Annotated in this window: 3 protein-coding genes; all 3 read left to right on the forward strand. The window is 70.0% G+C overall.

The genetic code is table 11. From position 1 onward, the window contains the following. Positions 1–38 precede the first annotated feature (38 nt). On the forward strand, positions 39–509 hold the full coding sequence (locus ACWCSV_RS00250; protein ID WP_451137636.1) for a YbaB/EbfC family nucleoid-associated protein: 471 nt from the start codon (positions 39–41) through the stop codon (positions 507–509). A 3-nt stretch (positions 510–512) separates the two neighbouring features. Continuing rightward, the gene (locus ACWCSV_RS00255; protein ID WP_451137637.1) at positions 513–833 is read left to right on the forward strand and encodes a hypothetical protein; all 321 of its coding nucleotides are present in this window, start codon (positions 513–515) and stop codon (positions 831–833) included. Between the two features lie 81 nt (positions 834–914). Beyond that, positions 915–16268 (forward strand): WXG100-like domain-containing protein, encoded by a 15354-nt coding sequence (locus tag ACWCSV_RS00260; protein WP_451137951.1) that lies wholly within the window; start codon positions 915–917, stop codon positions 16266–16268. Positions 16269–16313: the final 45 nt, after the last annotated feature.

Genomic DNA, 16313 nt, shown 5'->3' on the forward strand with positions numbered 1-16313 from the left:
CTCGCCGGAGGCTCCGGCGAAGAACGAGGAGGTGGACGATGAGTTCCGGATACCAGGATCAGCTACGCGCGGTGATGGGGCAGTTGGAGGAGCGGCGCGAGCAACTCCTCGCCTCGCGGGAGTCGATCGCCGCGCGGAGGGTGAAGACCACCTCCAAGGACCGCATGATCACCGTGGAGCTGGGCTCCCAGTCCGAGATCAGGGAGCTGAAGTTCAACACCGAGCAGTACCGGTCCATGGCGCCCGCCGAATTGAGCAAGGCGCTCGTGGAGGTGCTGGAGAAGGCCCGTACCCAACTGCGCGAGGAACTCCTCGCGGAGGCGGCGCCGATGCTGGACCTGGGACGGCAGATGCGGGAGTCGATGCTCGGCGGCTCCCCGCTGGCCTCGCTCATCGGGGATGTCGGGCGCCTGTGGCCGGAGACGCGACCCGAGTCCGCGCTCCCCGCGGACGGCTCCGCCCGCCCCTGGTCCGCCGCCACCACCGAAGACGACGAACGGGACGGGTGAGTCATGGCCGACGAACTGGTGACCAGCGGACAGCTCAAGAAGCTGTTCGCGAAGTACGGCGAGATCGGTTCCTCCGTCGGCAAGCTCGCCGACGACATCGACCGGATCAACACCCTCAACCTGACGGCCGGCGGTCAGACCGACAAGATCGCCGAGCAGTACCGCACCCAGGTGGTGGAGCCGAGCCAGGTGCTCACCGAGATGGTGACGCTGCTCAAGGCGATCAGCGTCCAGGTCGGCTCCAACGGTGTCGACGCGATCACCATCCTCAACGAGGCCGAGACCGACGCCGAGGCGGTGGCCGCCAGTTGGGGCGAGCTCTGAGAGCCGGCCCGTGAACACCTGTCATCGCCCCTCACCGCTCAGCGCACCCTCGCCGGAAGGAAGGAGCCCGCCGTGGCCCTCATGCCCAGCCCGGAACTGCTCTCCTTCCTCAACCACCTCGGTCTCCAGTGGCCGGAGGCGAACGAGGACGCGCTGCGCGACGTCGCCGGCCTCTACACGGACGCGTCGAAGCAACTCGCCGGCCTCACCACGCATTTCCAGGACGTGGCGGCGGAGATCGGCAAGGAGTTCGCCGGGGAGACCGCCACCCGGTTCCTGGAACTGGTCAAAGAGCTGTGCGCGGGCGACCCGCCGTACCTCGACGCCGCCGCGGACCAGGCACTCCAACTGGCCCAGGTCGCCTCGGACACGGCCACCTCGGTCGAGTACACGAAGTGGATGATCATCGCGGAGCTGATCGCGCTGTTCATCCAGATCGTGGCGATGATGCTGCTGATGGAGGCGGTCCCGTTCCTCGGGCCCTTCCTCGCCCCCCAGATCACCTGGGAGATGTTCGTCGGCGAGCAGACGATCATGCAGATCATGCGTGCTCTGATCGTCGACATCGCCCAGCAGGTCGCGCTCGGTACCGGCCTCAACGCCTTCATGAGCCTCGCCGTCCAGACCCTCCAGATCCTGGGGCACCACCGCACCGGCGTCGACGGCGACCTGATCGGCCAGGGCGCCCTGACCGGTGCCCTCGGCGGTGCCATCGCGGCCCCGTTCGACTTCATCGCCGCAGGTCTCGGCAAGGCGCTCGGCGACGCCATCGGCAAGGTGCTCGGCAAGGCGCCGGTGATCTTCAAGGCCGGGGTGAAGGACAGCGTCCTCAGCATCGACCACGGTCTGGTCGGCACCCTCAAGGAGTCCCTCGGCCTGACCACCTCGAAGGAGGCCGCCGGCGCCTCGGCGAAGGACGTCGCCGGGTCCCTGGTGAAGGAGGGCGGGACCACCCTCGCCACCAGCACCAGGAAGGGTCTTCCCCGGCTCGCCGAGGACGTGGGCGCCGCGCTCTCCAGGCGGCACACGAGCTTCTCCACCGAGTTCGTGAACGGTGCCGCCGCCCCGCTCAGCAGCCGGCTGGGCGGCCTCGGCAAGGACTTCACCCGGGCGATCGACCGGAACCTGGACGCCCCCGGCTTCGGCACGGCGTACGCGGAGGCCCTCACCCGCCACTGGGCCCTCGACGGGCTGTCCCAGCAGGTGGTGCGCAGCGAGATCGGCAAGGTGGTCAAGGAGTACGAGGGCGTGCTCGGCAAGGACGGGGCGGAGTTCTTCGCGACGTCACTGCCGAAGGCCGTCCACGAGTGGGCGCAGCGGCCCGCCTTCGACAGCTTCCGCTACAAGTTCGCCAACGTGCTCGCCGGTTCCTTCACCGACGGCGTCAACCAGGGGCTCTCCGGCGGCGCGGCGAGCGCCTACTACGGCGAGGGCTTCTCCTTCACCTTCGGGGCCTTCGTCGGCGGCGCGGCCACGGGCCTGGTCGCGCGCGGCTTCACCGACTTCGCCCTCATGCCGGGGCTGAAGAGCCTCGGGCACTTCAAGCACCCGGAGCTGATCCCCTACGACACCGCGCTCAACAGCGTGGACGCGCTCGGCGGCGACCTGGCCCCGCTGCTCCCGGCGCCGCAGCCGCCGGCCCCGCCGGCCGTCTCCGCGCAGGATGGGCCGACCGAGCCGGCCATCACGGTCGTGACCACCGAGAGCGCTCCGGCCACCCCGGCGCCGCAGAACGCGGCGGGCCCGCTACCGCTGTCGGGGAAGCGGAACAGCCTGCCCCCCGGGCCGCAGCGCACCACGAGCTCCAGCCCGCCCGTGGACACCGTCTCGAAGCCCGTCGAGGCGGGAGCGAGGGCCACGACGGGGTCGAAGGGGCAGAAGCCGGAGCCGGAGGAGCCGGTGAAGGTGCCGACGGAGTCGACGCCGGAACAGCCCGAGGCGCAGGTGGTGCCGGGGACGGAGCAGATCGAGGTCCAGAAGCAGGTCGGGGCCGAGGACCAGACGCTGGACCAGCAACACCAGGACCAGGACCACAACCAGGACCACAACCAGGACCAGGACCAGGACCACGGGGATGCGAAGGGCAAGGGGAAGGCTGAGGCGGACGAACTTCCCGCCGTCCAGGCCACCTTGTCGACGGCAGCCACCGGCGACCGCCACGAATTCCTCCAGCCGGAGCGCCTGGCGGATGCCGTCCCCCTGGCGGCGGACGCGGCGTTCGCGGAGGTGAAGATCTCCCCGGCCGGGCTCGACGCCGCAGCCGAGGTTCTCGGGGTGACGCTGCCCCTGGCGAAGGACGTACGGGGCGAGTTCCAGGCCGCCCTGCTGAAGGCGGCGGAGGGGATGACCACGCGCGGCCTCACCGGGCTCCCCGACCCGCATGACGGCGGGCGGCAGCTGGTCGAGAACATCCTCGCGGCGTCAGGACTGCCGGAGCTGAAGTACTTCGAACTGGCCGCGGAAACGATGCGGACGCGTAGGCCGGTCGCCCTCGGCGAGGACAGGATCGCTTTGCGCGACTCCCGGCGGGACGTGGTCCTGGTCCAACTCGCCACGGAGCTGGCGGCGGCACCACACGCCACGGGCCAGGCCCTGGAGCTCCTGGCCAAGATCTGGACCAGGGAGTCGTTCCCCATGAAGGTCGGTCTTCTTGGCGGGTCCGCGACGGAGTCCGTGGGACTCGGCGAGGTGCACGCGTCCAGTGGGGAGAACCTCGATCTGGCGCGGGAGGAACTGGGCGGCTGGCGAGCGGTGGGACCGGCGGACGGAGAGCGGTTCGCGGAGGTGGAGGAGTCCGTCGCGTCCGAGCTCGCCACCCGGATCTCCGCCTCCGGAGCCGGTGGTTCCCGGGGCCTCGATTCTCTTGTCATAAGTCTGTTCAAGGACAAGGGAGTCGATGTCGTCCGGCGCGCTTCCAGGACCAAGGACGAGCCCGAGACCCTAGACGAACCCGAGACCCTCGACGTGTCGGAGGTCGCTACCGTCGAGGCGGATGCGATCTCGCAGGACGGGGACACGAGCGGGAGCGAACGTGAGGCCTCTCCCGACGATGTGAAGGAGCAGAGCGAGGAGATCGCCCCCGCCGCGCTCCCCGGGCGGTTCGAGGACCGCCAGCTCGCCGCCTCGGACGTGGTCCGGTCGTTGAGGGGGCAGGAGCAGACCATCGTGGCCGCCCTGGTCGAGAGTCTGGGCACGGCCGTCGGCCCGAAGGCCGGAGACCTGATCGCGCGGCAGCTCCTGGAGTTCCTGCGTACCGACCTCATCGCCCCGTGGACCTCGGTGCTGACCCGCGGTGACACGCGCAGGGTCCCGGTGAAGGTCCCCGGCTGGGAGGGCGACATCCTGGTGAACGCAGCCCTGGGGAAGCCGAGTGAGGTGACGGCCGCAGGGGTGGTGGAGTTCGAGAGCGGCACCGGATCGTCGGCGGGGGCCGGCGGCTTCCGGGACCGACTGTGGCGGTGGCTCTTCTCCGCGCAGCTCAAGGCCACCTCGACGGCGGCGAACGCCTCCGGTACGGGGACGGCCACCATCAGCGGAGACGTGAACAAGGGCCTTTCCGTCGACCAGGTCGGCCAGACGTACTCCCGGAGCAAGACGCCCGAGGACGCGCTGGACGTCACCGTGCCGACGGTGTTCAGTTTCGACTTCTCCGAGGTGAGGAGCACCTCCACGTTCGGCTCCGGCGGTTCGCTGGTGGTGTCGGAGAACGGGGGGTCGGTGCTGACCTCGACGATCGACACGCGTGTGCTGCTGCCTTCGGCCGATGTGGCGCCGGGCGGCACCCCGTCGATGCCGCCCGAGTGGGTGCGGGTGCTCCGCTCCCTCGGTAACACCGACGTCGTGAACGACCTCTGGTTCGTCGACGCGAACGGCAGACGGAGCGGGGGCGGCCTCGACACCCTGCTGAATCTGAAGCTGGACCGCGACGGGAGCGGCGACGGCGACGGCTCGAAGAGCGCGATGGAGACGGGCCGGGCGACCTACGGCGACAACTGGGAGCGGATCGCCGACCTCCTGGACAAGCGGGTCTCGCTGGGGCTGCTGCACGAGCAGTTCCTGTCCATGATGGAGGGCGAACCCCTGGAGATCACCCTCCCCGACACCCTGGGCATCATCCGCTTCTCCGCCGACGTGGACTCCATGGAGTACGTACGGGACACCGCTTCCTCGGAGTTCCACAAGGGCACCGCCCTCACGTTCACCATGGCCCGGCCCGAGCAGCGCGGCACCACCTTCCAGGGCTCGTTCGCGGCGGCGGCGTCGCCGTTCTTCAGCCACGGCAAGCTCACCGCGGCCGGCAGCGGCAGCTCCGGGCAGGCCGGTACCACGTTGTACATCCGTACGCGGCGTACGGGCGCGGCCACCAAGTTCAAGGCGCCCGGGACCGTCTTCGACGGCACCGCGCTGGTGAAGATCGAGTACCTGAGCGGCACCGACCCGGAACCGAGCGCCACCGCGTACTCCCTGCTCGGCTTCCGTTCCACGATGGAGAAGTCCCGCACCCAGACGCCGCCGCCCCAGACGCCGGCGACCGGGACGCCGACGAGCGGGACGCCGTCGACCGGGACGCTGCCGCCGACGGGGGAGCAGCACGAGCTCGTCGAGTCCTCGTCCCCGTCCTCGTCCTCGTGGAAGATGGCTCCCCGGCCGGACGAGCAGACAGAGCCCGTGCTCATCCCGCTGCCCCTGCCGAAGAAGGACGAGACCTGGTACGAGCCGCCCGCCGACCTGTGGGACGGCTTCCCGGACGGCACCGTCGTCCACGACGTGCTCGTCGGCGGCGACAAGCGCCTGCCCCTCGGGCCGGGGGCGGAAGGGCCCGGCCCGCTGACGAAGGTGCTCGGGCCGGGGGCGCTGCTCGACAAGCTCGCCCGTGAGCACTTCGGCGCCAAGACCTGGGCGAAGCTGCGCACCCTGGCGCACGGTGGCTTTCGCCAGGAGCGGCTCGCCGCCTCGCTGGTCGCCATGAGCCGGGGGGCCGGCATCGACGGCGTGCCGCTTCCCACCCAGGACCTGGGGTCCCCGCCGTTCTTCACGGCGTACGGGCGCGTGGAGCGGATGGCGGTCCTGCGGGTCATCGAGAGTGGCGGCATCAACCTGGTGCGCGAAACCACACAGAGCGCCAATGTCCGTGGCATGAAGAGCACGGGCGGCACGCTCACCCCGCAGGGTGGCGGCGGTACCGAGTTCAACGACGATCAGCAGCTCTTCGTGACGAGTGGGGCGGGAGCCTCCACGCGCAGGCAGGAGGACGAGCGTTTCCAGACCGAGGAGAAGTTCGTCAGCAACGCCAAGTACGGCGAGAAGCTGGTCGTCCTGACCGGCGAGATGCGGATGGGCTTCACCTTCTCCGGGGACGCCGGCCATGGGCAGGGCGGACGGCAGCGCGCTCTCGGCCGGACCGAGGACACCACCCTCGTACCCTTCGTGGTCGTGGTGCCGGAGTCCATGATGAAGCACTACACGGTGAGTGCCGACAGCGTCGGGCCGCTCGTCCATTCCCGTTCGGATCGGCAGATCGTACCGACCGGGTCGCGCCGTACGCAGACCGGCGCGGGCGAGGGGACGGGGCCCCTGCCTCCGAAACGGCTGACCGACCACCACCGGCTCACCGCGATGGACGGGGTGCTCTCACCGGGCGACGGCGTGCGGCTCATGCGGGAGTTCGAGGAACGTCTGAAGCCGGTCTTCAAGAGCGACTGGAAGACCGTCCGCGACGTCATCTCCTCGTATTTCGACCCGAACGCACTCGTCGCCGACCTGTGGGCGCTCTCCGGAAGCGGTGAGACGCTCACGCTGACCGTGCAGGTCGGGACCGTCAAGGCCGAGATCACCCTCGGCGACGTGACGACGCACGCCGGCGGGCACGTGAGGACGCTGAAGGACTTCGAGTTCGACAGCGGCTCCGAGCGGAAGACCACCTCCGGCCACCTCCAGGACGCGCGTGAGGGGGTGACCGTGCCCGTCGACCTCTACGGCACACCCTCGGGCAACGTCAGCGTGCAGTTCACGTTCACCCGGTCCTGGGAATCCTCGGTCGGCCAGGTGGCGATGCTGGGGGTCACCCAGGTCAACCGCGCCAAGACGATCGAGGACGCCGCCGAGTTCGACGGCGGGATCACGATGAAGTTCTCCTTCGCGGTGACGGCACCGTTCAGTACCCGGACCGTCGAACCGCTCGACTTCACCATCGCCTCGGGGATCGTCGTACCCCTGCGCGAGACCCGCGACCGGGTCACCGGGCAGGCCGCCATCCCCGACGTGCTGCTGACTCCGCCCGAGGGGACGTCGAGGACCAACCGGCTGCACGACACGGCACGGGTCCGCGACCTGGTGCCGCTGGACGAAGCCGATCTGGCAGGGGCGTGGGAGGCGGTCAAGAAGGAGGAAGCGGAACGCGGCAAGATCGCGCGCGCCCAGGAAACCGACCGGACCGAGTCGGCCCGCTCGACCGAGCCGCCCCTCTCGACCGAGTCGACCGGCCTGGTCGAACCGACCCGCTCGACGGAGCCGAACGACCCGACCAGCTCGGCCGCCGTAACGCCGAGCGGTGCGGGTGAGAGCCCCGTTCCGGTCGGTGGGGCCGAGTCCGTACTGCGGCAACTCGACGGTGCGGGGCAGGACTTCTACGGCAACCGCTGGAAGGCGGTCCGCGCCGCGCTGCACCGTGAACTGAAGCTGCCCAGGCTGCTCGGCGCTCTGAAGAGCATGACCGCGGGCACCGCGCTGACCCTGCGTGTTCCGGGCGGCAGCGTGCAGGTCCTGGCGACCGTCCACGCGCTGAAGCACGTCGGCGACACCGCCCAGTCGGAGTTCTACAGCGGCGTCCTGCGGAGTCTCGGCACCGGTGACAGCAACGCCGAGTCGGCGCAGGCCAGCGGCACGAACAACGGCTACACACTCACCGTCCTGGCGAGCGTGCCGGTCGCGCCCGCGGTCAACCTCCTCCTCGGCGGTACGGGCAGCCACCAGCGCGCGGCGGAGCACTTCGACATCCTGAGCAGCTCCAGCACGACGTCGTCCACTCTCAAGAGCAAGACCCCGGGAGGAGTGTTCGACGGTGTCGTCCAGCTCCAGTTCACCTTCCGGTCGCACGACACCCCGTTGCTGAGCTCGTTGGCGCGTTCGCTCCGCCGGCGGAAGCTGGCACGGGAAGGCTCGCTCCTCCCGGTCTCGGACGACGCCGTCAGCGGTGGACCCGGCACGGCCGCGCGCCGGGCCGTCGTGCGGGACCTCTGGCGCCGGTTCAGCCGCGTACCGAAGGACCGGGGGACCCCGGAGGAACTCGTCCGGCGGGCGGAGGAAGCCGCCAGGCGGACGAAGAACGCCCTCCGGCTGGTGTCGAAGATCTCCGGCCGGTCGGCCGCCGCGGCGCTGCTCGGTGTCCAGGTGGAGTACCAGCGGTCGGCGATCGGGCCCGTGCCGGAGAACCAGCTCCCGGCGCCCTCTCCGTCCACGCCGTCGGTACGGCGCCGACCCGTGGCGCTGCTTCCCCCTGTACCGAGTGCGGGGTGGAAGGTGTCCGAGGCCGGCTTCGGCGAGGACTCCCTGGTGCGCGGCATCCGGAACATGGGCGGACTCGCCGACCTGATCGACGTCGAGGGCCAACGCGCCTACGGGGGCGACTGGCTCAGCTCGTACCGGCACACCCGTGAGACCCGCAGCACCTTTGCCGTACAGCAGATCGAGGCCTACCTGACCGGCATTCCGCTCCACCAGCTGACCCGGCCGGGTGCCAAGCTGCGCGTTCCGCTCTCCTCCAACCAGCTCGACGACAAGTACGTGGTCATCACGGCGGGTGTACCCGAGTCGGGGCCGCCGACGTTCGAGCACGTGGACAAGAAGGCGGAACGGCTGTTCGGCGGCGACACGGGGCACCGGTTCACGCAGACGATCCTGGACAGCGTCACCAGCAACCTCCAGTTCGTCGCCGGAGCCGAGGCGGGCGTGAGCGAAGCCGTCAAGATTAAGGGCCAGTTGAGCGCGGGTGGGGCTCACCGGCGGCGCATCGGCGGGCGCGGGATGGAGTCCAGTGTGTCCGTCTCCGCGGCCAAGGTTCCCTCGCCGATGGCGGCCTTCGACACGAGACTGGCCCTGGACTTCGCCTTCTACCGCGGTGAAACGCTGCTGTCCACCTCCAGCGGCCACATCACGCTCGATGTCGGCATTCCGGCGGAGAAGATGGTGATGGAGCGCCAGGACCTCGCTCCGCTCTACCACGTCTCGACGGAGTCCGTGCGGAACCTCTCGGCCAAGGGTCTGGAGAACCTCCAGGCCGACGGGGTCCTGTCCGCCGTCGCCACCACCCGTAACCCCGTCATGACGATTGTGCGCGCGCAGGAGGAGGGTGGATGGGGAGCATCGGCGACGCAGCTCCCGAAGCTCTTCGTCGTCGGCGGAGCGGGCGGTATCGACGTCGCCGCCACCTTCGGGGAGCAGGCCCCGCACCCCGAGTGGCAGCAGATCGACTTCGTGGACGGTGTGGAACCGGACCGTCTGCTCGGCTGGTACGCACTCGACGAGGACGGCGGGCTGGTCCACACACCGCTGCACGATTCCTCGGTTTCCCTGGAGCACGGCCCGCTTCTGGAGCGGATCATCGACGCGGGCGGCGCGCTGATCTCTCTGAACGGCACGCGGCCGGACTTCGCGCTGGAGGTCGTCACGGAAGAGGGCGGCACCCGGAGCGTCGTGGCGCGCTCCCACGTCCCCGGCAGGGAGAACGAGACGGAGGCGTTCACTCCGGAACTGCTCGCCGAGTGGAGCACCCCGGGTGCGGGGATCGCCTTCATGCACTCCATGAGCGAGAGCGGAGATGTGCCGCACACCGCCGGCGACGGGCCGCTCGGCGTCCCCCAGGACGACCTGCACCAGACCGCCCCCTGGACGAAGGCCCACCCCGAGGACGCGGCGGAGGAGGTCTCGTCCGCCGCGCTCGAATCCGCCGCGAAGGCCTTCGCCGTGACTCTTCCCCTGGCGGAGGGGCTGGACCCCGATCTTCGGGCCGGGGTGCTGGAGCTCGCCCAGAGGATGGCCACGCTCGACCCCGCCGTGCTGGGCGACGACGAGGGCCCCGCGCGGAAGCGGATGGTCGACGAAGTGGTCGAGCAGAGGAACCTGCCGGCACCCGAGCTCTTCGACCTGGCCGCGCGGACGATGCGGAACCACATGCCGCTCGACCTGACCCCCGAGGGGAGTGCGCAGATACGCTCCGAGTACAACGGGGTCCTGGTGGAGGTCGCCCGGCGGTACGAGGCCTCGGCGGAGGCGACCGCCGACGCCCTCGGAACCGTCATCGCCGTCTGGGCCACGCGCGGCAGGACCGTGACGGCGCACAGCCTGCCCGGCGGGGCTTCCCCGTCGCATCGGGTGGAGGCGCCGTTCACCGGACCTGAGGAGTATCTCCGGTGGGCGGAGGAACAGATCGAGCACTGGCAGCCGGTCGACGACGACCCCGAGCGGATCTCGGTGTTCAACGACCTGAGACGCGGCGTCGCGGCCGACCTCGCCCGGCAGTGGTTCTACGAGACCGGCCCCAGCAGCCCCGATTCCCTCATCCGACGGTTGTGGAGTGAGCGGGACTACACCGTCGTCAAGGCGGTGGACTCCGCGGGGACGGAGCCGGGGGGTGAACTCGTCGAACTCGTCCAGCCTGTGGAGCCGGTCAAGCCTGTGGAGCCCGTCGAGCCCGTCGAGCCGGTCGAGTCCGTGGAGCCTGTCAAGCCCGTGGAGAAGGGGGAAAAGGGGGAGAACGAGGAGATCGAGGGCGGCGACCAGGAGACCGGCGACGGCTCCGGCCGGAGCGGCCCCGACCTCGAGCCGGACACCACCTCGGTCCTCGACACCACCCTCACCTCCGCCACCGACGCCCCGAACGCAGGGGACGGCAGCACCTCCACGCCCCCGGCCGTCTCCACCACCGTCCCCACCCCGCCCTACGGCTTCGCCGTCACGCACGAGGACGGCGGCAAGGCCGAGTTCCCCTTCGGTACCCGTACGCAGGCGCACACGTTCACCCGGGACGGGGGAGAGAAGACCACGGACCTGTCCGATCCGGACGGCTTCGCCGACCTCGTCGCCCACGTCTACCAGCCGCCGCCGGGCGGCCCCTCCAAGGAGATCCTCAGGGCACTGGCCCGTACGTCGGCGCAGAACTCCACGGCCCGCCTGCGTACGCAGCGCATGCTGGAGGAGGGTCTGGTGCTCGCCGTGCCGGTGAAGGGCGGGAAGGGGCAACTCTGGGAGACCACCGTCTCGTTGCGCAACGTGCGCCGCGACAGGGCGACCCGGATCGCGGCCCGGGACACCGGGCAGAGGATTGTCGACTCCTACGGCGCCTCGCCCGACCCGACCATCCAGCAGAACGCCTCCCAGACGTACAGCCACAGCAACAGCAATGCCCTCGACCTCTCCGCGATGACCACGATCGCCGCCAAGACGGTGGGAGGTGCGTTCGTGGCGCCCGTGGCCGGGGTGGGGGTCGGCTCGTCGAAGTCGGACAATCACAGCATCGGTGTGTCGTCGAGCGGTCGCGACCAGGTCAAGTACGGGGCGGCGATGGAGGCGTTCGACTTCTCCGACGTGGAGCTCGTCGTGGAGACGAGGAAGGGCGCGCAGCGGTATCAGGAGAGCAGCACGGGTGTGCTCAGCCTCTCCTTCCCCTCCGAACTGACCGGTTCCGCACAGGAGTCCGGATGGAAACTGTCCCTCGGTGCCGACGCGACCAGTGAGGAGCACGACGCGCTCGCCGGGCTGCTGGCGCAGACGTTCCACCACGCGGTGCAGATGGACGGGTTGTCCGAGGTGCGGTCGGACCTGATGGCCGGGCTCCTGTACAGCCCGGGGACGACGACCTCCCACGTGGCGGCCTGGGTGGACGCGCGCTACAGCGAGCTGGGCATGCTCTGGCACTACGGCAACATGCTGCGGGACCTCGTGCCCGATCTCGTGCCGAACGACGGCAGTGTCCCGCCGATCCAGGTCGAGTCGCGTCTGCGGCCGGTGTCCGTCTCCTACCTCGGGCGGGCGGGGCAGCTCCCGGTCGAGCACAACAACGCCTTCACCAACTCCAAGAGCTTCGGCGAGGGCGTGGACGGGTCGATGTCGGCCTCGCTCGGCATTTCCGTCGGGCCGCCGACGGACTCCTTCGGGCCCCACCTGGCCGCGAACGCGGTCGTCACCTTCGGAATCGGCAACTCCGCCGGACACGCGGTGAATTACTCCACCGCAGGCGGCGGGGAGCACATCGTCCGGTACACGGAACCGGTGGTGCTCTACGCGGTCCACCACCGCATCGAGGCCGCCACGGTCTCCTCCGGGGGCGCGCGGAACCTGGTCGATCGCTCGGTGAGTACCGTGATCGCGGTTCCGGAGCCGCTGGCGGAGGCCTTCGAGCGGAACCTGAGGCAGCTCCTGACCGACCCCACCACCACCCTTCACACACCGGAACCGGAACCGGAACCGGGCTCTGAGCAGACGCAGTCGGACCCGACGTCGCTGTATCCGCCCGCCGTGCTGAGCCAGGAGAAGGGCGACCAAGGGCTGCTGATCGGCTACGAGCACCTGGAGTCGCGCAAGCTCAGCAGCAGGCTCCGCACCCTGTTCTTCCGTGACGTGCCCGGCCTGGATCTGCCCGGGTGGACCGCGGAGCAGCAGATCGGGGCGCGGCAGTTCCTCGCCGCTCACTTCGGATCCGCGGTGCTGAACCACCGGATTCCGGAGATCTTCGGCAAGGGCGGCATGACCCGTACGTTCACCCGGCAGCTCGGCGGCGGTGACGTGCAGCTGATCACGGTGAACGCGTCCGGCCGCCGGACCGGGACCAAGCCGGTGCAGCACATCGCGGTGGAGAGCGCCTACCTGGAGAACGGACCCATCGTGACCACCGAGGTGGAGTCCACGAATCTGGTCAACTCCTGGGTCGGCGTGCAGACGGCCGGCCTGCGGGTCACCCTGGCCACCGGTGATCTCGCTGCCGCGCAGCAGCCGGGCGCCGTGTTCCGTACCGGCGTCTACGCCCCGACCCGCCGCGTGTCCGGTGGCGGGAGCAACGGCTTCGCCGTCGGGGGGTACTACAAGAACACCGTGAACTACAGCGGTCCGGCGAACCAGTTGCGCTACGCGGCCGAGGTCGAACTGACGGTGTCCGTCCAGCGGGTCGATGCCAGGACTTTCAGAAGAATCCTCGACCACATGTTCGGGACGTCGCATGCGCAGTCGCCGGTGAGTGCGCGCAGCGTGATCGACTCCACGGTCACGGTGCTCGTGCCGCGCTCACTGATGTCGCAGACCGAACCCCCGGCGTTCGACCGTGTGCCCGAGCTGAGGAGCAAGCAGCAGAAGGCACTGGTCCTCAAGGGCGACTGGCGATTCCGGGAGGAGCTCGACCACCTCGACGAGGTGTACAACCACCCCGTGAGCGCGGACGACCGTGTCATGGACGTGGCGCTCACCGAGGAGCTGCGCGCCGAACTCGTCGATCAGCTGGTCAGGGGCGGCATCTCCCGGAAGCTGGCGGTGCCGCTCAGCCAGGTCTGGATCACCCCCGGGGTACTGGCCGGAGCCCTCCACCGCGGTGGTCGCGGGCACACCGCAACCGTCGTGCAGGCGGAGAGCGTCAAGGACCGGCAGGCGTGGATGCTGCTGGTCCCGCACCTGGGTGCGTCCAAGAACAACGGTGACCCGCTCCCCATGGGCGGCCGGCTCATCATGGAGGGTGCCACCAGCCGCCGGGGGCAGAGCGGTTCGCAGAAGACGACCGGCATCGGGGGCGTTCTGGACCAGCGCCTGGGGGGGAACAACGACAGCTGGTCCAGTGGCTTCGTCCAGTTCCTGCGCAGTGCGTTCAGGTCCCACACGACGGCGTCCACCCTCCAGTCCAACGTGACCGAGGGGGCGATCATGGGCGTGGAGCAGATGCCGCACCAGCACTGGACCAAGGACGTGGTCTGGCAGTTGTACGTCGCGGTGGACCAGGTGGGCCGGCTCGGCACCAGCCGCGGTTCACTGCTCCAGTCGCGACTCCTGATCACCGACGGGGTCTCGGGTTACAGCCCGCAGCGCGAGAAGGTCCTGTTCGACGAGAACGGCGTCGTCGTCCCGAACGACCCGCCGGAGGGCGTGCCGCGCACGATCGAGTACGGCGACACCGCGGCGACCGGGCAGCAGCACGATCGGACGAAGCGCGTCGTGGGGTCCAAGAGCGACCTCGTCCCCCTCTCCGCGATCACCGAGAGCTTCCTCAAGAGTCCGGGCGACAAGTCGACGGAGACCATCGGCGCCGCGGTGCAGAAGGCACTGGACGAACTCGTCGGCCCCACCTTCGCCAGGCCCATGGACCCCGACGGCGGCATCCTGATGTCGGTCCTCGACGAGGTGGCGACGGCGTCGGCGCTGCAGCCGTTCATGAACGCGCTGCTCAGTACGGGTGTGCCCCTCGTGGTCCTCCACGACCGGGCGGGCGGCGTCGAACTCGGCCATGTGCTGCTGCGCTACGTCCGCGACCCGCAGAACCACGGGCTGTCGTTCCTGGAGGAGTTCGCGCAGGCGTCCTCCACGCACTACACGACCCTGGGAAGCCGCGAGGAGAACGCCAAGGGCACGGGCAGCGGCAAGAACAGGAGCGGCATGGTCTCCGCCACCGACTCCGCGACGGGCGAGGACCACCTGCCGTCCTCGCAGCAGTACGTCTCACGCTCCCAGCGCTCGTCCTCCGACTCGCGGCGGACCAAGGGCCTGGTGGACCTCGCGCAGAGTGTCGTGACCCGCTCCGGCAAGCACGAGCGCTACGCCCTCGAAGGCGAGCTCGTCCTGGAGTTCGTGCCGTCCTTCCAGGTGTCCCGGCCGCTGGGCACCCTCCTGCTCGACGTCCCCCGCCAGTCGGCCAGGCTGGGGAAGTTCTTGACGTCATGGACCTCTCCGCGGCGGAGGACCGTACCGCTCCTCGAAGTCGTCCAGATCCCGAAATCCTCCCTGACGGTGCCGGCCCTGTCCGAGGGGGACGGGCCCTCCGTCCTTCCGGAGAATGCCGGGAAACCGTCGGCAACCGACACCGTGCCGCTGGTGCTCGCGCCGGAGGACCTCGCCGCGATGAAGTTCCTCGTCCAGTTCGTACCCGAGCGGAGCGGGGAGCTCTTCCAGTCCGTGTACGAGAAGTTGCGGGCCACTTCCTTCCAGCGGGGCATCGACTTCGTCCGCGACGGCCAGAACAGCCTCAACGACCTCCGTGTCCTCTTCGGCGCCCCCCGCCTCCTCGCCCACCTTCTGGCGACGGGTACCTCGGCCCCCCTCGCCGACGCCATGGTGGACCCGGGGCTGTTCGCGCGGGGCGGTCCGCTCACCGACACCCTCGGCCGGATGGCGCTGCGCTTCCAGGTCAAGAAGATCACCCTGCCGGTGGAGGACCCGCGGTCCGCCTGGGAACTCCTCCGCGCCGAGCACAGCGTCTACCGCACCGGGGTCGTGGGCTCCGTCGGGGCCTCGTCGGAGGGCGTCGGCGTGGAGGGCGGCGTCTTCGAGACGACCAACAGCGATCCGCTGAACCCCGGTTCCACCCATGCGGACCCGACCGCCGCACTCTCGCACGGCAGCACGGTGGGTGCTTCGTCGAGCAGTCGGCAGCAGACCACCCACGACCTGCTGGTGGAGCAGCGTGACGACGTCTATTTCACGGTCTCCGCGGACGTCGAAGTCGGCCTGGACCTCTTCGGCCGCAACGAGCGCGGCATCATCAGCTTCGGCGAGGAGTCCTTCGCGCACAAGAAGGTGGTGCCGGACCTGGTCCAGGTCCAGATCGCTCCGGAGGCCATGCTCGACGGCAGCGTCGACATCAGCGCGATCACCACCGACGTCGCGGGCGCCCTGCCGATCCCGGACGGCTGGTTCGTCCCCTCGGGCGCCGGCAAGGACGTCACCGCCGCGGAGATCGCCTCGCTGCGCTCCGCGCTCAAGAAGGCGCCCGAGGACGGCGTCACGTACATCCATGTCGCCGAGGACGACGACGGCAACATCCTGTACCGGGGGGAGGCGCTCGACGAGGCGGCTTTCCGCGCGAAGACGGACGGAGAGCTGACAGGCCTGAAGCCGGGCGCAACGATCAGGATCGTCAGGGACGTTCGCCTGCCGCGTGTGCCGACCGCCGGACCGAGGGCCGTACCGGACAACACCGGGACGGAGGGGACGCGGGCCCAGGTCGACGAGGCAGGCCTGCCGCCGGTGGTCGAGGCCGATCTGGGCCCGGTGGTCGAGGTCGATCCGGCTTCGGTGGTCGAGGCCGATCTGGGCCCGGTGGTCGAGGCCGACCTGGCTCCGGTGGTCGAGGTCGACCTGCCGCCGGTCGTCGAGGCCGGCCCGCTTCCCGCCATCGAGGAAGAGGCCGGCGAGGACGAGTTCGTGAACGACCCCGGCCTCGTGGCCGCCGCCCTGGGCGGCCGATGACCACCGTACGAGGCGGCGGCGCCTCATGGCGGTCCCGCCGATCGT

The sequence above is a fragment of the Streptomyces sp. NPDC001770 genome, from assembly GCF_053596135.1.